Source organism: Pseudobutyrivibrio sp. OR37, from assembly GCF_900113655.1.
Taxonomy (GTDB): domain Bacteria; phylum Bacillota; class Clostridia; order Lachnospirales; family Lachnospiraceae; genus Pseudobutyrivibrio.
Genome location: NZ_FOQF01000002.1, coordinates 83,398 through 100,796 on the forward strand (window position 1 = coordinate 83,398; position 17,399 = coordinate 100,796).

A 17,399-nucleotide genomic window follows, 5' to 3' on the forward strand; every position below is an offset into this window, starting at 1 on the left:
ATCGGTCCCGTCAGCCGATGCTTTTTTTGTTTATTATGACGTCATGCGACACAACAATAAAATTGTTAGCATAAATCTACGCCTTGTTTTGTGCTATCTTCATCCTTTCTATCTGTTTAGTAGCTATATATTTTTGTAAAAATGAAGCATGGTCTGCCGAAAAAACGCAGCCACTAACTACACTCCCATTTTCATTATTCTTCTGAGTTTTTACCCTGCCCCAGAATTCACCAACCGGCTTATCATTACCGTCTAAATCTGTTTCTGAAAAATGAAGTATAAATTCTTGTTTAGTATCCAGCTTAGAAACGCCAAGCTCCTCAATGGCAACACCACAATAAGAAATATCCTTAACAATTACAGTGTAGAACTTCTCATTTTGTTCCACCGTCATAGGCTTATCAATCTTAATGCGAACGCCACGTCTTCTATTATATCGAGCTCCCTCCGAACTCTTAGGTGTGATAACATAGATAAGTTTTCCTGTTTTCAAAACACATTTGTTGATTTTAACATTATCCCATTTAAATACACCATAAGGGTTTACATCTATCAAATCCAGCTTAGAAATCTTGCCCTTGACGTGAATCTCGTTAATCTTGTCCTGCCACATTTTAAGGATGTTGCCAACAGCCAGTACCTGCGCACCATATCTATCAATCAATTCCTCTTTCTCGCCAACTGTTAATTCCGCGTAAGTAAGAGGTAGCTCCAGTAACCTGTCATTAACAGTGGCAAGAATAGATATGGTATCATCTTTTGTTATTCTGACTATGTGTATTTTTTGTAATCTCTTTTTATTTTCCATGCCTTAATTATAACAAAAATTTCACATAATTTCTTCGTAATAGATGACAAAATTATATTATAGGTATCCTGCTTATAGTTATTATTCACCCTCAGCTAATAATAGATAGTGGCGTGCATTTTGATGATTAACATTTAGCGAAAGTACTTTTTTGAAATATTCAATAGCCTTTCTCTTATCCCTGAGGCCCAAATAACCTAATCCCATAAGATAGTAACAATGCGCCATATTTTTTTCGTCCATATCATCATCAAATACAGTCATATCAGGCATTGAAACTGCAAAATAATCCATTTTGAATTTATCTCTTAGGTGCTTTTCACCATAATCAATCAGCTTGTAAAATCTGGAATTAGCCTCTTTGACTTTATTTTGTTTCAACTTTGCAAGACCTTGAAATAGAATCATATCTGCCGGCTGGTCGTAATAATACATCATTCCAGCCACCTCCATTGCACCAAGAGTTGCTTTTTCAAAACAATCAGCAGCTTTGTCCGCCTCCCCTAAAGCTTCTAAGGCCATTCCTAAATAATAGTATAGATTATTATCCTTCGTACCCTCCAAACGTCCTTCACCTAAATTTTCAGGATAAGAAAGGGCTTCTTCTATCGTCTGCTTTGCTTCAGAATATTTTTCCTTTTTCATATCAGAAAGAGCAAGGCCCACAAGTGCAAACTTGAACTGTGAGGTAATCTTTCCTTCGGCACCTTCCCATGTTTGAAAATTATGGCGAGTTATCATTTCATAAGCTTTTAAGTACTCACCGCAGTTATTTAATAATGTGACGTATTCAGTGTACAAATCATCTCTTTTTTCAATGAGCTCAATATGTCCTTCGTAGAATTCAAGTCGCTTATCAAAGCTGGTCTGAAGCTTTTGATACAACTGGTCTAGCTCCATGAAAACACGGGCATCTCCTGTATCAAGTGAAAATGCTTTTTCAAGACACTTTAGAGCCAGCTCCTTCTCACCCAACTTGTTAAAGTAGGCAATTGAGAGGTTTCGAAGTGCAGTTGGATATGTTCCATCAAGCTCCACCGATTTCTCCCATAATAAGATAGCCTTGTCATACTGTAGCTTGTCATAATAGAGACATCCTAGGTAATAGTAGGCCTTTGAACCCTGTGGATTAAGTAAAATAGCATTATCCAAAATAGCAATTTCTTCAAGCTTATTTGGAAATGTATATGTTGGATTGGCCTTTTCAGCCAGTGCAAGCTCCACCCTTGCATCATCCTCTTTATTTTGCTTATTTAAATAATATGCCATGTAATAGTGAATCATTGGCTTTTCACCAGAAAAGATTTTAAGGACTGAACAAGCCAAATCATAGCAACCCCATTCAGCAAAATCCCTCGCTGTCTGAAGATATGTTTCATGAAACTCTCTAGTAATAATATGGAACACATCCTGGTCTTTTTTATTCTTTGTAATATGGCATCTTATAAACAGACTGTTAAAATCAAAGCAATCGATTATTAGGTTGTCCTCAATCTGAGCAAGTGCATCATCATTTCTTCCCATACCGTATAAAATGCAGGCCTTCAGTCCCAAAGCCTTTACATTATGAGCATTCTTTACAAGACCTTTATCTATAAGAGCCAAGGCTTCCTCGAAATCGCCCCTACGGTTTGCGATAGCCGCCAAATAATAGAATGCCATTTCCTGAAGCTCGCTCTTCCATGAAGCCTTATAAAATGCATCAAAAGCCTCTTCATACTTTTCCTGGAAGAATAGAGATAATCCAAGATTATAGTATGGCTCGCTATCATAAGGATTAGGATGCATCAGCGTTAAACGTTCAAGAGCAGTATTAAAATACTTCTCAGACTCCTTAAACAGTCCCCTGCGAAGCAGAAGCTGACCGTATGCATTATTTATTCTAGTGTCATATTTATCGCGCTTTAAGCCCTCTAAATAGTATGGATCAGGCAAGTAGGTAGCATGCCTATATTGTTCAATATGCTGTCCTGTCAGATATAATTCCTCGTTTGTTAATATCTCATCTGGATCCTTTGCTGCCTTTGCTGGTTCGGCAATTTCTGGAATTCCCTGGTCAATAGCCTGATAGCTTACAAGCTCTTTTCCACCAGCTGAAACTGTCGTCTTAATATCGTATATACGAATATCTTTTATAGGAATTGTCTTTTCAAAAATATCGCATGGACCAATCTTCATATCTTCTGAATAGATTTCCTTTCTATCATCATATATCGTAATCTTGGCATTTTCATAAACCTGTGTACCATATACACAAACATAAAGTCCATCAGGACGTTCTTCAGTATTTAATACAGCATGAATGCTTGCATTCTTTACCTGTCCCACCTTTTTGTAAGGCATAAAATACTGATAGAATACCTTTTCCTCCTGAGGAGATAACCACGAAAAATCAGGCTGATTATCACAGTACATACCTGTCATCAGCTCAATATAAGGGCCATCCTCATCTGTCAAATTTCTATCCCAAGCCTGACCAAAGCTACCGCACCCCCACGTCCATTGTTTCTTTCCAGGCGATATATGATGATCTGCAACATGTAACAATCCTGCTTCCTTCTTGTAATCGTACCCGCCTACGAAATTATAATCAGATTTTTCAGCCATATAAGATGTAGGCACAGGAATATTCTTGTAGCGTGAAATGTCTACACCGTCGCTGTAATCATATTTATAGTACTCTCCTGTGGCAATAGGAAATCTGCTAACAGCTCTCTTGCCATGATCGTACACATTGTGAACATCAGGTGGGAAAATAGACTGAGTGTAATCATTTACAGAAACTGCCGGGTTTGCCCACCAAAGAAAAGTCTGTGGCATGGCAGTTCTATTGTAAAGTTGACCTCTAATCTCAATATAAGCCTTTCCAGGATACAAAGTGAAGGTAGTATTCTCCTTTGTACCATTAATCTGATCCACATCTGAAATAATCAAAGATTTACTTCCATCGCTGTTTTCTACAAGCTTATAATCCACAGGACTATAAGTAGTAGGACGATGATGCTGTGGCCAATTAAATTCGATTCCTCCTGAAATCCAAGGGCCAGTAAGACCTACAAGAGCAGGCTTAATGACCTTATTATAGTAGACAAAATCATAATCGTCTGTTTTGTCATACGCCCTTTGTATACGTCCACCAAGCTCAGGCAAAATCATAACCTTTATATATTCATTTTCAAGCCAGATTACCTTCCACTCATGATCAGTCTTAGTTCGACTAATTTCCTGAGTGGTTGGATATGGATATATTTTACCTGTACTTCCCTGGTACACTCTCTTTTCAAGAAACATCGGATTTTTATCAGGATTTCCCACCTCGTAGGTCGGAATCACCATTTTTTCTTCCCAAATGCTTACTTCCATTATAACCTCCCACTGATATTAAAGTTTAATATTCTTGCCTTTTCATTTTTCATTTATTAATATAATTATATAAGCGATTTTCTTGATATTCATTACATCAGCTTGCTTATTTATTTTTAAAATTTGCTCTAATAATCAGGGGGAGATTATGTTTACAACTGAAAAGAAAATCAATCCAAGATCAGATTATTATATCTATACACCAAGCTCGGTAGCTAGAAATCTTTTCCTATATCCCACTATAATTGGTCATTTTAAATATGAAAAAGGCTACAGGATTTACCGCGAATCCTTTGATAGCTTCTTATGCATTTTTGTTAAACAGGGATCATGTATCGTAAATACGTTAGGACAAACCTTTACTGCCTGTGAAAATCAAGTAATATTCTTAGATTGCTACAAGCCTCATTCCTATGAATCCAATGATAGTTGGGAGACTGAGTGGTTTCATTTCGATGGGCCTCTTGCCAGAGTCTACTACGAAACAATCACGCAGGACAAAAATGTAGTTATAAGCCTTTCCGCCACCTATCGATTTGAAAAATATCTTTCAAAAATGTATACCGCATTTAAAAATTCAGAGCCAATAAATGATGCTGTGATGAATAACTGGATAGTCAATCTAATGACAGAGCTAATAGTTTCAAGAGAGGATTCAGAAGGACCTTCAAATTCAAGTGATACTATTGAGGATATTGTTTCTTATATCATGGATAATTTATCAAGCGAACTGTCCTTAGAGGAGCTCGCTGCTAAAGCTAACCTAAGTCCTTTTTATTTTTCACGACTATTCAAAAGGGAAACTGGATTTTCTCCTCATGACTACATACTTACAACACGCATTAATCATGCTAAATATCTGCTAACGACTTCTCAGCTATCCATAAAGGATATATGCTTCAAATTAGGGTTCAGTAGTGAAAGTGCTTTTTGCACTGCATTTAAGAAAAAAGCTAATCAATCGCCTGGTGAATTCAGAAGCAATCATATTTCCAACAATTAAAATAGTTGCCAGCTAATGTGGCAACTATTCATTTCTTTTAAAATTATTTTGAGTCCTCTGTAGGACTTCTTCTAATTCGATTTAAATTGCTTTTAGTACATAATTTTAGTAATTATTAACAATGTGATGGGAGAATAAAATGATTTCATATAAAATACATACCTATGAAAAATACAATGTTGGGGAAATAACCAGTGTTCTAACAACATTGCCACTAGGCGAAAGCAAATTTTTGGAAATAGAATTCTTTTCTATTGGTGCCGGCATTAGGAGAATTTCCTATATAGATAATGAAAACAGCATAAACAAACTGCTAACCTTAAGCTATGATGACATTTTCGAATCTTGCCACAATCCATCATTGGCAGGGCTCACTATTGGTCCAAATGCAGGCCGACTTGAAGCCAATAAAAACATCACTTTATCCGATGACAATGACTCAATTTCAGTATATATACCTGCTAATGAAGATGGTACTAAACAAATCCATGGTGGCAAGCATAAAATCTCTGACGTTAATTGGGGATTTGAAGGTGTTGATAGACTTGCTGACGATTCACTTAGCATAGCTTTCATTTGCCATCAGGTAGATGGAATAGACGGTTGGCCTGGAAACAGAAGCTACTCTGTTATATATCGTATATACGAAACTGGAATTCTTGAAATACTTCTTAATGGTACTACTGATATGACCTCATATATCAACCTAACCAATCACACTTATTGGTTGAGAAATTCACTTTCTCTTACCGTAAATACGAATACTTATATAAAAAATAGAGATGACTGCATTCCAGCAGAAGTCATCTCTATTGATAATACAGACCAATATTCAGTTGGAGCTGATGATATATTAAACAATGCATTCCTACTTAAAGACAAGACTCAGGCCGACGTAACTTTAGAATACGCAAATATTCCACTACACATAAGCCTTTCAACAGATGCTCCCGCAATTATGGTATACACTGGTGATTATCTCGACGAATATGCAGAAATGTATAATGGAAAGGTTTCAGCTAAAGCCTGTGCAATTGCCCTAGAACCACAGGAGCTATATCCATTTACAAGGACTACCCTGACCACCGAAGATAAGCCCTTTAAAAGAAATATCACCTACAGCTTTACATTGTAGTGATTATTTCTTTGCAGCATATTTCATAATAATTAATTCTACAGCAAGCTTTTCATCAAGCCTACCTGTTTTAAACTGCTCCTCGAAATCTGACGCATCGTTAAGAAGGTTTGTAATTTCTTTATCGGAGAAATTTCCCGCGAGTTGAATAGTTCGCCTTACAGCAAAATCTGGCATGCCTACTCTGCTAGCAATTGTAGAGGCATTATTTCCAAAGCCTGAAAGCTCCTTTACCACCTTCATCTGCCTAAACTGGCGCACAATCATAGTAAGTATTCGCATAGGAGGCTCTTTTGCTGAAAGCATGTCCTGATACAAATCCATTGTTTTCACCATGTCCTTGGCAGAAATGGCATTAAGCATGTCAAAAATCTTTGTTTCAACCTTGGCAATGCATATTGCATTAACGTCCTCTAAAGTGATTTGATTCCGTTCTCCCACATAAGTGATTAGCTTTTCAAGCTCCCTGGACATATTGTCCATAGATTCGTGGGTCATATTTAAAAACTGAGTCCAGGCATCCTTTTTCATCTGCTTTCCAGCCGCGTTAAGCTGTGCTCCCACCCATTTTGCAAGAACTGCCTCATTTGGCATATTAATCTCGATGTCACGGCCACAAGCCTTTGCAGCCTTGTATAGCTTACCTCTTTTATCTGCAGATGGCTCTACAAATATGAGCACGGTAAACTCTGGGATTGAAGATAAATAAGAGCCTAAATCCTCTGGCATCTTTTTACCAAAGCCGCTGTTTTCAATAAGAATAACTCTGTGTTCAGCAAAAAAAGGCATCGTCTCAGCCTGATCTATAATCTGTGCTGTATTGATACCACTATCCTGATATTTAGAGAAATTCATATTATCTCCTTCATTCACAAGGGCCGCTATAAGCTTATTCTTGTACTGAAGCTTAAGATAATCTTCCTCTCCATAAATCAAATATAAATTTTGAAATTGTCCTTTTGCTATGTCTTCATCTATACGTCTCATAGGTAAAAGTATAGCATATATTAAACGAACTAATAGTGAATTTTTTTAAGAAATAGTTAGACTTCTGCGTCAAAATTCATGCCTGCCAGCAAATCCCCGTCAGCCTCTTTTCGATTCTTCTGATATGGATTATCTTCATTAGGATATGCAATTTTGGTAGCAGTTGTTCCGCCGGCTACGTAGGTTTTACCACATTCTGGGCATACAGCTGTATGTATTGAAACTGACGCCTGCAATACCTTACCACCAGATTTTTCAGCCTTATCATAGGCATTATTAACGTGCTCCTGCTCGTGGCCACGGACTCTTGATGCAGCCGCCTGTGGAGCAATATGAGCGGCAGATTTGAAGGAGACCTGCTCATCAGAACCATCCTGATATTTTCGGCTGGCGCAAGTAGCACATTCTACTAATCCAGCATGAATTGCCTCTCTACGATTAGTATATTTAGTAGCCTGTGCCTCTGTACCACCATTTGCAATTATTTCTCGGCCTAAGGAACTAAGCGGCTTTGGAGTAAAGCCACTATTATAACCAATGTTCAGATTAGTGATACCAATTCCTTCCATAAGCACCTCCTAAAACCTGTGCCTATATATGTTTATATTATCACCTAATTACGAAATAACTATGAACGCTAAATTAATTTGATAATTTACAATTCGTTATTAAACTCAGGAATAAAGCTTTCTTTTGCAACCTTCCTATCCTGAATAAAGGCGTTTTCTACCCCGATAGACAGCGCGTAATCAATTAGGCTATCATATTCACGCTTTGTGACTCGGCGATTTAATTCAGGATAATTTGCAGCAATTTGAGGCATTGGTGTGTACTGGCTCATCATGCTGATGTAGATATTATCACTGTAGGTTTCATATAGATATTTAATGATAGCTTTAGCATCCTTTACATGCCCTGGAAGTAATAATTGGCGAACAATCACACCGGACTTTATAAAGCCTTTTTCATCAAATACAGGTGTGCCACACTGTCTTACCATTTCAGCTATGGCTTCTTTTGCAATCTCTGGATAATCTGGCGCATGGGAGTATTTTGCTGCAAGGCTAGAATCCATGTATTTAAAATCTGGCAGATACGCATTTACGATACCTTCTAGCTGCTTTAGACTTTCTGCCTTCTCATAACCACTTGTATTATAAATGATAGGTATTTCAAGCCCTTTTTCTCTAGCTATTTTTACCGATTCAACAATCTGTGGAATGTAGTGAGTTCCTGTAACAAGATTTATGTTATTTGCGCCCTGTTTTTGTAAATCAAGATATATTTCGGCTAGCTTATCTACAGTAACTTCTTTTCCAACCTGGCCATGACTGATTTTTTCATTCTGACAAAAAACGCAGTGAAGGCTGCATCCTGAAAAGAATACAGCCCCACTGCCATTAGTACCAGAAATGCATGGCTCTTCCCAAAAGTGTAAAGCCGCTCTAGCTATCTTCACCTTGTTTGAGACCTGACATATGCCAAGAGTGGTGGTTCTGTCTACACCACAGTTTCTTGGACATAATATACATGCGTTAAACATTTCCATTTATACCCTCATCAGTCACCTTTGGTGACAGCTTCCCCCATAGGGGGAAGCCTTTATTTACGACCCTTTGTCTTAATCTCGTTTACGATAAGCTCTACAAACTCGTCAAACTTAACTGTTGTAGTGCCCTGCTCGCCGTGAAGTCTGTATGAAACAGTGCCCTCAGCCTCTTCGTTCTTACCAAGAACTGCAAGGTAAGGAACCTTCTGAATCTGAGCTTCACGCATCTTGTAGCCAAGCTTCTCTGAACGTGTATCAAACTCAACACGAACATCTGCATCATTAAGTGCATCAACAAGCTTCTGTGAATATGCATTAAGATCAGCATCATCATTCTTTACAGGAAGTACCTTAACCTGTGTAGGTGCAAGCCAAAGTGGAAGGTTACCCTTTGTCTCCTCAAGAATGTAAGCCATGAATCTATCAAGTGAACCAAGGATAGCTCTGTGGATTACTACAGGTGTCTGCTTGTTTGAATCAGCATCTGTGTATGTAAGGTCAAACTTAGCTGGTAAGCAGAAATCAAGCTGACATGTAGAAAGAGTGATTTCATTACCAATAGCTGGCTTAACATTAACATCAAGCTTTGGTCCGTAGAATGCAGCCTCACCGATTTCTTCTGTGAACTCAATACCGATTTCTGTAAGAGTCTCACGAAGAGCCTGCTCTGCTGTGTTCCACATCTCATCATCCTGGTGATACTTCTTAGTATCAGCTGGGTCACGAAGTGAAAGAACGCATCTGTAATCAGTGATACCGAAATCCTCGTATGTGCTGAAGATAAGGTCGCATACGCTCTTAACCTCAGACTTAATCTGATCCTGTGTACAGAAGATATGTGAATCGTTCTGGCAGAAGTGACGTCCTCTTTCGATACCCTTAAGAGTTCCTGATGACTCGAAACGGAAATCGTGTGCGATTTCAGCGATACGGATAGGAAGCTCCTTATATGAATGTGGTCTATTTGCAAAGATTCTCATGTGGTGTGGGCAGTTCATAGGACGAAGAACGAAGTTCTCTCCTTCAACTTCCATAGCTGGGAACATGTTCTCCTTGTAGTGATCCCAGTGACCAGATGTCTGGTAAAGCTGAACCGTACCAACACATGGTGTCATAACGTGGAGGTAACCAAGCTTACGCTCCTTGTTACGGATGTAGTTTTCAAGCTCTGTCCAGATTGTATAACCATTTGGAAGGTACATTGGAAGTCCCTTACCGATTAAATCATCAGACATGAAAAGCTGCATGTCCTTACCGATTTTACGGTGATCACGCTCCTTAGCCTCCTCAAGAAGTGCAAGATGCTCATCAAGCTGCTCCTGTGTTGGGAAGCAAACACCGTATACACGGTTAAGTACCTGATTGTTAGCATCGCCCTTCCAGTAAGCACCTGAGTGCTTAACAAGCTTGAAGTAACGGCACATCTTAACATTGTCTACGTGTGGTCCACGGCAAAGATCTGTGAAATCGCCCTGGTCGTAGCAAGAAATTGTCTGAGTATCCTCATCCATGTTGTTGATAAGGTCTACCTTATATGGATCGTCCTTAAACATCTCAAGTGCTTCAGCCTTTGAAATCTCACGACGATAAATCTTGCAGCCAGACTTTGCTACCTTCTTCATTTCCTTTTCGATTTTAGCAATGTCTTCATCTGTAAGCATAACATCGCCAAGATCCATATCGTAATAGAAGCCCTCCTCTACAACTGGACCAACCCAAAACTTAGCGTTTGGATAAAGATGCTTTACAGCCTGTGCCATCATGTGTGCACATGAGTGATTGAGAGTGTTTAATGACTCATCTTCTTTGAAATTAACCATGATTTTCTCCTTTTTCTAATGAATGAATTTAAGTAACTACTTGTACTAAGGGTGCAAAATAAAAAACCCCTAGGAAAAGCTATTTCTAGCTTTCCTAAGGGTACATAAATCAATTAATGCACGGTTCCACCTTAGTGTTTCACTCATTTTGTCTTTAACGGAACTACCCGGAGACGCTTCGGAATTAACCTTCTACGTTCAGCTCGAGAATGGTGTTCATATAAGCCTCCACTAGACGCTTCCAGCCTAGGCGTCCTCTCTCTTAGCTTTAGCAAATACTACTGTTTCTGTCATCGCTTTTACGAGGTCTATCCTACCACAAATCATAGGATTAAACAAGCATCTCGTAGCTTAATGCATGTAATTAAATCTGTTCAAAATTAACATGATCCTCTGCAAAATGCTTTGTTGTAGCGCCTTTGTCGGAATCACTGCAGCATGGATCTTCTGCCTTTTTTGAAACCTTCTTATCTGCTGATCTATCAACAGGTGTGTTGTTTCCAAAGCCAAGCATTTCAGTCTTAAATGTAAGATCAGAAGCTGCCTGTGCAAGGTCTGTAGGAACAACAATCTTTGTAGCACGTCCATCGCCCATCTTCTCAAGTGCTTCAAGCTTCTTGATAAGAAGAACACGCTCATCAATATTAGCTTCCTTAAGCATTTCAATACCGCGAGCCTCTGCCTCGTAAACAAGGCGAATAGATTCAGCCTGACCTGTTGCTCTGGCGATAGCTGCATCTCTTTCAGCCTCTGCCTTGAGAACTAACGCCTGCTTATCACCTTCTGCTCTTGTGATAGATGCCTGCTTGTGACCTTCAGCCTCAAGAAGAGTCTCACGACGATCACGCTCTGCCTTCATCTGCTTTTCCATTGAACGCTGAATTTCTTCAGGTGGGATGATATTCTTAAGCTCAACACGACCTACCTTGATACCCCATGGATCAGTAGCCTCATCAAGAATTCCCTGCATTCTAGCGTTGATATTATCACGTGATGTAAGTGTCTGGTCTAATTCAAGCTCACCAACAAGGTTACGTAAGGTTGTAGCTGTAAGATTTTCAAGAGCAAGGATTGGGCGCTCAGCACCATAAGCGTAAAGCTTTGGATCCTGAACCTTGAAATAAACTACAGTATCGATTTTCATGATAACGTTATCCTTTGTGATAACATCCTGTGGTGGAAAATCTGCAACCTGTTCCTTTAAAGAAACCTTCTTTGAAACCTTGTCGATAAATGGAATGATTACATGAAAACCAGGTCCCAATGTATCATTGTATCTACCTAAACGCTCGATTACAAAAACATATCCCTGTGGAACAATTCTAATTCCCATGCCGATGGCAATAAGAATGAGAACAACTAAAACAATTATAAATCCTGTCATAACAATACCTCCATAAAAACAACTGTCATATATAGTGTATATTTTTACCCATAATAATGCAATGTGTATATAAAACTATTTAACTGGTACACAATGCTTATCATTAATATCACAAACCTTTTGAACTCTTCTTCTGTATTTTTCCTCCATAAGAGGCTCAGTGTTAAGCCATGTCTTTACTACCTCCATAGACATAAGGCCGCCAATAATTTTTGCGCCAAGACAAAGAATATTTGAATCAGTATGCTGTCTAGCAAGAGTTGCGCAAAGTGGGTCCTGGCAAACAGCTGCATAGCAACCGTTAATCTTGTTTGCAATAAGTGCACTGCCATAGCCTACACCATCACAGAAAATTCCCCTATCACACTCTCCCTTTGCTACTGCAAGAGCGGCTGGATAAACATAATCTGATAGGTCGCAGCTATTTTCATCGTATGTTCCAAAATCTTCTACTTCATAGCCTTCGCTTAAAAGATATGCCTTAATTTCTTCTTTCATCTGAGTTCCTGCATGATCATTTGCCATTGCAATTTTCATAAGAACACCTCCATATAATCTTTATGAACTAATTTTAAATGACATGAAGTTTTTTTACAACCAGCTTAATATGTGAATCTTCTTCAACAGTAAAAGATATGATATTATAGGTATAGAAAACGTTTAAGTAACATTAAACTTCATATTTAAGGGGGACTATAAAATGAAAAAACGGTTTTTGGCAATGCTACTGGCCTTGTCAATGGTGGGGGTTGGCTGCAAAAGCGCCTCGCCAGAAGAAACACCTGTAGAAACTGAGGAGGAGGAAGTTGTTCAGGTGGAGGAGGAAGAAACACCACAGGCCCAGGGGAATCTTTTGGAAAATGGGGATTTCACAAGTGGACTCTCCCAGTGGGATACTTACTGTTTTGATGGTGAGTGCGGCCTGCTAGTAAATAAGGATGGTGCTTTGGATTGCGGCATCAACAGTGTAGGTTCCGTTGACTATGGTGTGCAATTGTTCCATGATGGCTTTGCTTTGGATGAGGGCTGCGTATATAAGCTGACCTTTGATGCCTACAGCGATGTAGCAAGACCTATTCAGATGCGTTTTCAGATAAACGGTGGCGACTATCATGCATATTATGAAGAAGTTGTAGATTTGACCACCGAAAACCAATCCTACGAATATACCTTTACTATGAATGAAGCCTCTGACCCTGCTCCACGCTTTTGCTTGAATATGGGTGTCATGGGTGATATGGGTGAGGATTTTCCAGCTCATCACGTGATTTTTGACAACTTCGAGCTTACACTGGTAGATGGTTCAAATAAGATTGAAAGCACTTCTGAAGTGACGATTCCAGATATTGCTGTGAACCAAATCGGATATCTTCCAAATCAGCTAAAGACTGCCACTATAAAAGGTACCGGTCTAGAGCAGACTACAAAACTTATAGATGAAAAATCCGGTAAGGCTGTTTACGAAGAAGCTATAGGAAAAGGGGAAAAGAATGCAGATACCGGTGACCGTGAAGCGGTGTTTGACTTCTCTTCTATTAAGAATGAAGGCACTTATCATGTAGAATCAGGAGATGCTGTTTCACCATCATTTGTTATCTCTAAAAATGTCTATGATGATGCACTGGCTGCTGCTGTAAAAATGCTTCACTATCAGCGATGTGGGTGTGAATTAACTAAAGACGAAGCTGGGGATTTTGCACATCCTGTTTGCCACAACTCAAAAGCCATTTTATATGAAGACAATTCTAAAAAACTGGATGTAACTGGTGGGTGGCACGATGCTGGTGATTATGGCAGATATTCTGTAGCTGGTGCAGTTACCGCCGCAGATTTGTTACTTGCCTATGAAAATTATAGGGATGTTTTTGATAAGAAGAATATGCCCGATGTTCTTGAGGAAGCAAAATATGAATTGGATTGGCTTCTAAAAATGCAAAGAGCAGATGGTGGCGTTTACCACAAGGTTACCTGCCGAAATTTTCCTGGTGAGGTAATGCCACAGGATGAAACAGACGAGCTTGTTATCATGCCTGTTTCTACCACTGCAACTGGAGATTTCGCTGCAGTTATGGCCATAGCAGCTCGTGTTTATGAAAAAACTGACAAGACTTATTCAAAGAAATGCTTGGATGCTGCAATTAAGGCTGCTTCCTATTTAGATGAAACACCGCACGATTCAACTGGCTACCGAAATCCATCCGACATAACCACCGGAGAATACGAAGACACCTGCGATGTGGACGAACGTTTTTGGGCTTATGCAGAATTATATAAAACCACAGGGGACAAATCCTACGAAGAAAATATGGTTTCAGAGCTTCCTAACAATGGTTATACTTTAGGCTGGCAAGGGGTTGCTGGATACGGTGCTTACGCATATCTTACGAGCAAAAACGCCTCTCTTCTACCTGATGTAAAAAAAGAGGCTGCTGCCACTGCTAAAGAGATACGTGGCTTTGCTCATTCAAATGCCTACGGCTCTTCTATCATCACCAACTATCCTTGGGGAAGTAACCTGACAATCGCTAACAACGGCGAATATCTTTTAATGATGAAGGATGCCCTTGGAGAATACGATAAGGAAACTGTAGATAAGCAAATGAACTACCTATTTGGAAATAATGCCACTGGATACTGCTTCATGACTGGATTTGGAACTTTGTATACCGACCATCCACATCATCGACCTTCACAGGTAATGGGCAAGACTGTTCCTGGTATGATAGCAGGCGGCCCTAACAATGGTCTTAATGATCCATATGCAGCTAATGTACTAAGAGGTGTGCCTGCTGCTAAATGTTATGTAGACAATGCGCAAAGCTATTCAACTAATGAAATTGCTATATACTGGAACTCTCCTGTTATATATCTCATTGCTGGAGAAATTGCAGAAAACGGAGGAGGTCGCTAATGCGACCTCCCTTTTTACTCCTGAATTGGAATTCTTATGCCTATTCTACTTACATTACCATCTTCAAATGTTTCACCATATTCGTATTCTATTTCCATTTCTAAATATGCAATTCCCTTAGCATATGTTAATGCGTATGTATTACTATTAAAAGATCCTTCCTTAACCAACGTAAATCCTGCCTGCTCAACTAATTCTTTGGCCTTAGTATACTTTTGACCATATTTAACCCCAAAGATACTATAATCATCTGAAGATTTAATAATATAAATGTCTGTCCTTAGTGGAGCATTTTTTTCTGGTACATCCACTCCATAGCTTTTTACCTCCCCGTAGCCAGGACTATATTCTACATAAGGTCCTTCGTCAGGTTTGCCGTCAACATCCATTTCTTCCAAAAGCTTAAAATTACAATCTATATTTTGATTAATATTATCTATTAGCTCCATATCATCAGCTTTTAGTTCAGAATACACAATAGATTCCTCCACATTTTTAGTCTTACTACAGGCGGGCAATAATACACAACTCATTATGACAATAGCTGTAAACATGAGCTTACAGGGGCTTTCCAATATAAATCTTTTCATGGTATATTCTCCTTATTTCTAATGCTAGACTACATCATCATGAGCCAATGCTGCAAAGGCCTTTGCATCTTCTTCAACTTTTTCCCGCTAGTTTTCAAACAACCATTCCATTATAAGCATTCTGATCATCCTCAGCAGCAAAATATATAAATGTCTGGTCTTCTAATGATGAAAGTGTACTAACATCCCACTGTCCATCAACAAACATACATGCTGCATATAAATCAGGATATTCTGAGGCTAAAATGAGAGTGGTCATGCATCCCATAGATTGACCTGTACCGTAGATTCTATCAGTATCAACTGCGTACTCCTCTGATACATCATCTGCAAGTAAGCTCCTACGTCCTAGATATCAAAATCATATACTTCAGACGTAGTGTATCAACATTTAATACCCTTAGTGTGTATTATCTCGATGGATTTCACCTTATAAATATGAATTAAATAGGCCTTATTAGTTTTTTCAGCACTCATTTTCTAAAGCCATATTCTAATATAGCCAAAATTCTGCAAATCCTACGGCTATTATATAATATCTCCACTGCCTAGACGTAGGACTATAAATTAAAAATTGAAGTTATGCCACACTTGTATTCTTCATCCTCATTATCTATATCACAACAGGCCCCTGCAAATACTGGGTCCTGTGCATTTAAATACATATCACTACTTTTCTGCGATTTTGTTCCATGAGTATGGTGTCTGCTGTTACACATAGTAGCACGGGCAACGACAATTTTTAGGGTCCACAAAGCCATTCTCTATACACCTAATTTAGCGCATAATAATAGACCAGTCAGTCACTGGGCTCCACCAGAGTCGCTGGTCTATGTGTATTTCTTCAGTGAACACAATCATTTAATAATATAACGCACCGTAGATTTCCAATTAGTAGGAAACCCCATTTGAACAATTATTTCTTCGCTTGGATTATATTTTCTAAAGCAAGTTGATAACTCTTTTTGAAAATCTTTATAATCATCTTTATCCAACAAATACTTTAATATAATAACCTCAGAGAAAAGATCATTTTTACCACATTCATAACGTCCATTTCTCTGTGCTATTCTAAGTTTTTTGTGAATAATCGTATCCGATATACTATCTTTTGTTTTGTAATTATAGAATCTATCTCCATGAGCACACACATTACGATGTTTTGTCATCACCGATAAAAAAGAATGCATCTGATTTCTTGATATACCATGAAAATCTATGCAAGTTCTTATAGACGCCTTTGCCTTAATATAATCAAAAAAATGTGCAAATTGTCCTAGTGTCAATACCTGAACCATAATCCATAACGGAACGTTATTGTGCGCTTTAAGATAATGGTTTATATATACATAATCAGTTTTGCCTGACAAGTTATATTTAAAAATATCAATAAACTTATTTATAGCCTTGCTATTCTTTTTATTCAAATCGTAATTTGCCAGATTACAATACTCAGATTGATTTTCACCATATATTTCACAAAAATGATATGCAAAAGCAGTTTTAACACTTTTTTCAGCAATTAGAATATATTTTAAAAAAATACTTCGTAATTCCCTATCAAATTTATAAAGGTTATAAATATCTCCGAATTCTATACCCTTCTTATAGTAGCCCGTTGTTTTATCTTTGAATATATCCTTATATCCAGTAATCAACGAATAGTAGCTTATTTTAGCCAATATTTTTCTTGCATAATCTCTATCAGGAACAGCTAATTCCTTTTTGCTCTCTAGAAAATCAAGCAACTCATCATATGTCTTGAACGGTTTATCCATAATTCTCCCATAAATAACGAAAGGCCCCCTCAGGAGCCTTCCGGACCAGAGGCTTCACAAGTTTCTCCAGT

Annotated in this window: 13 protein-coding genes and 1 pseudogene; 3 read left to right on the plus strand and 11 right to left on the minus strand. The window is 38.4% G+C overall.

What is annotated here, in order from left to right; all coding sequences use genetic code 11:
- Positions 1 to 76: 76 nt before the first annotated feature.
- Together BM097_RS01330 and BM097_RS01335 are read right to left on the minus strand one after the other, a co-directional pair.
- A complete protein-coding gene (locus BM097_RS01330) occupies positions 77 to 808 on the minus strand; it encodes a PilZ domain-containing protein (protein ID WP_090545143.1) in 732 nt (243 codons plus the stop codon).
- Between the two features lie 81 nt (positions 809 to 889).
- A complete protein-coding gene (locus BM097_RS01335; RefSeq protein ID WP_090545145.1) occupies positions 890 to 4,174 on the minus strand; it encodes a DUF5107 domain-containing protein in 3,285 nt (1,094 codons plus the stop codon).
- A gap of 145 nt (positions 4,175 to 4,319) precedes the next feature.
- On the opposite strand from BM097_RS01335, the gene BM097_RS01340 reads away from it, so the two are divergent.
- Entirely contained in the window at positions 4,320 to 5,174 is an 855-nt protein-coding gene (locus BM097_RS01340) for an AraC family transcriptional regulator (RefSeq protein ID WP_090545147.1), read from the plus strand.
- Positions 5,175 to 5,313: 139 nt separating this feature from the next.
- On the plus strand, positions 5,314 to 6,309 hold the full coding sequence (locus BM097_RS01345; RefSeq protein WP_090545149.1) for an aldose epimerase family protein: 996 nt from the start codon (positions 5,314 to 5,316) through the stop codon (positions 6,307 to 6,309).
- A gap of 3 nt (positions 6,310 to 6,312) precedes the next feature.
- Here BM097_RS01345 and holA read toward each other — a convergent pair whose 3' ends face one another.
- From holA to BM097_RS01375, 6 genes are all read right to left on the minus strand, one after another.
- Positions 6,313 to 7,296 (minus strand): DNA polymerase III subunit delta, encoded by a 984-nt coding sequence (holA, locus tag BM097_RS01350; RefSeq protein WP_090545151.1) that lies wholly within the window; start codon positions 7,294 to 7,296, stop codon positions 6,313 to 6,315.
- A 56-nt stretch (positions 7,297 to 7,352) separates the two neighbouring features.
- The gene (locus BM097_RS01355) at positions 7,353 to 7,865 is read right to left on the minus strand and encodes a hypothetical protein (RefSeq protein WP_242944631.1); all 513 of its coding nucleotides are present in this window, start codon (positions 7,863 to 7,865) and stop codon (positions 7,353 to 7,355) included.
- An 86-nt stretch (positions 7,866 to 7,951) separates the two neighbouring features.
- On the minus strand, positions 7,952 to 8,839 hold the full coding sequence (locus tag BM097_RS01360) for a radical SAM protein (RefSeq protein ID WP_090545358.1): 888 nt from the start codon (positions 8,837 to 8,839) through the stop codon (positions 7,952 to 7,954).
- A gap of 59 nt (positions 8,840 to 8,898) precedes the next feature.
- The gene (thrS, locus tag BM097_RS01365; protein ID WP_090545153.1) at positions 8,899 to 10,665 is read right to left on the minus strand and encodes a threonine--tRNA ligase; all 1,767 of its coding nucleotides are present in this window, start codon (positions 10,663 to 10,665) and stop codon (positions 8,899 to 8,901) included.
- Between the two features lie 364 nt (positions 10,666 to 11,029).
- Complete coding sequence (locus BM097_RS01370; RefSeq protein WP_090545156.1) at positions 11,030 to 12,049, minus strand: SPFH domain-containing protein; 1,020 nt, start codon at positions 12,047 to 12,049, stop codon at positions 11,030 to 11,032.
- A 75-nt stretch (positions 12,050 to 12,124) separates the two neighbouring features.
- Positions 12,125 to 12,586, minus strand: a complete 462-nt coding sequence (locus tag BM097_RS01375) for an RpiB/LacA/LacB family sugar-phosphate isomerase (protein ID WP_090545158.1) — start codon at positions 12,584 to 12,586, stop codon at positions 12,125 to 12,127.
- A gap of 163 nt (positions 12,587 to 12,749) precedes the next feature.
- Between BM097_RS01375 and BM097_RS01380 the strand changes: the two genes are divergently transcribed.
- Positions 12,750 to 14,960 carry a glycoside hydrolase family 9 protein gene (locus BM097_RS01380; protein WP_090545160.1) on the plus strand — a complete coding sequence of 737 codons (2,211 nt, stop codon included), beginning with the start codon at positions 12,750 to 12,752 and terminating at the stop codon, positions 14,958 to 14,960.
- Positions 14,961 to 14,974: 14 nt separating this feature from the next.
- On the opposite strand, the gene BM097_RS01385 is transcribed toward BM097_RS01380, so the two are convergent.
- The 3 genes and pseudogenes from BM097_RS01385 to BM097_RS01395 all read right to left on the minus strand — a co-directional run bounded on the left by BM097_RS01385 (position 14,975) and on the right by BM097_RS01395 (position 17,328).
- Positions 14,975 to 15,550, minus strand: a complete 576-nt coding sequence (locus tag BM097_RS01385) for a hypothetical protein (protein ID WP_143084940.1) — start codon at positions 15,548 to 15,550, stop codon at positions 14,975 to 14,977.
- Between the two features lie 94 nt (positions 15,551 to 15,644).
- Positions 15,645 to 15,869, minus strand: a pseudogene (locus BM097_RS16015) (prolyl oligopeptidase family serine peptidase); the annotation flags it as partial.
- Between the two features lie 538 nt (positions 15,870 to 16,407).
- Positions 16,408 to 17,328 (minus strand): Abi family protein, encoded by a 921-nt coding sequence (locus tag BM097_RS01395; RefSeq protein WP_090545166.1) that lies wholly within the window; start codon positions 17,326 to 17,328, stop codon positions 16,408 to 16,410.
- Between the last annotated feature and the right edge of the window lie 71 nt (positions 17,329 to 17,399).

Coding starts and splice junctions, on each gene's coding strand:
- BM097_RS01380 (WP_090545160.1), top strand. CDS start 12,750: ATGAAAAAACGGTTTTTGGCAATGCTACTGGCCTTGTCAATGGTGGGG.
- BM097_RS01355 (WP_242944631.1), bottom strand. CDS start 7,865: ATGGAAGGAATTGGTATCACTAATCTGAACATTGGTTATAATAGTGGC.
- BM097_RS01345 (WP_090545149.1), top strand. CDS start 5,314: ATGATTTCATATAAAATACATACCTATGAAAAATACAATGTTGGGGAA.
- thrS (WP_090545153.1), bottom strand. CDS start 10,665: ATGGTTAATTTCAAAGAAGATGAGTCATTAAACACTCTCAATCACTCA.
- BM097_RS01395 (WP_090545166.1), bottom strand. CDS start 17,328: ATGGATAAACCGTTCAAGACATATGATGAGTTGCTTGATTTTCTAGAG.
- BM097_RS01385 (WP_143084940.1), bottom strand. CDS start 15,550: ATGAAAAGATTTATATTGGAAAGCCCCTGTAAGCTCATGTTTACAGCT.
- BM097_RS01330 (WP_090545143.1), bottom strand. CDS start 808: ATGGAAAATAAAAAGAGATTACAAAAAATACACATAGTCAGAATAACA.
- holA (WP_090545151.1), bottom strand. CDS start 7,296: ATGAGACGTATAGATGAAGACATAGCAAAAGGACAATTTCAAAATTTA.
- BM097_RS01375 (WP_090545158.1), bottom strand. CDS start 12,586: ATGAAAATTGCAATGGCAAATGATCATGCAGGAACTCAGATGAAAGAA.
- BM097_RS01370 (WP_090545156.1), bottom strand. CDS start 12,049: ATGACAGGATTTATAATTGTTTTAGTTGTTCTCATTCTTATTGCCATC.
- BM097_RS01360 (WP_090545358.1), bottom strand. CDS start 8,839: ATGTTTAACGCATGTATATTATGTCCAAGAAACTGTGGTGTAGACAGA.
- BM097_RS01340 (WP_090545147.1), top strand. CDS start 4,320: ATGTTTACAACTGAAAAGAAAATCAATCCAAGATCAGATTATTATATC.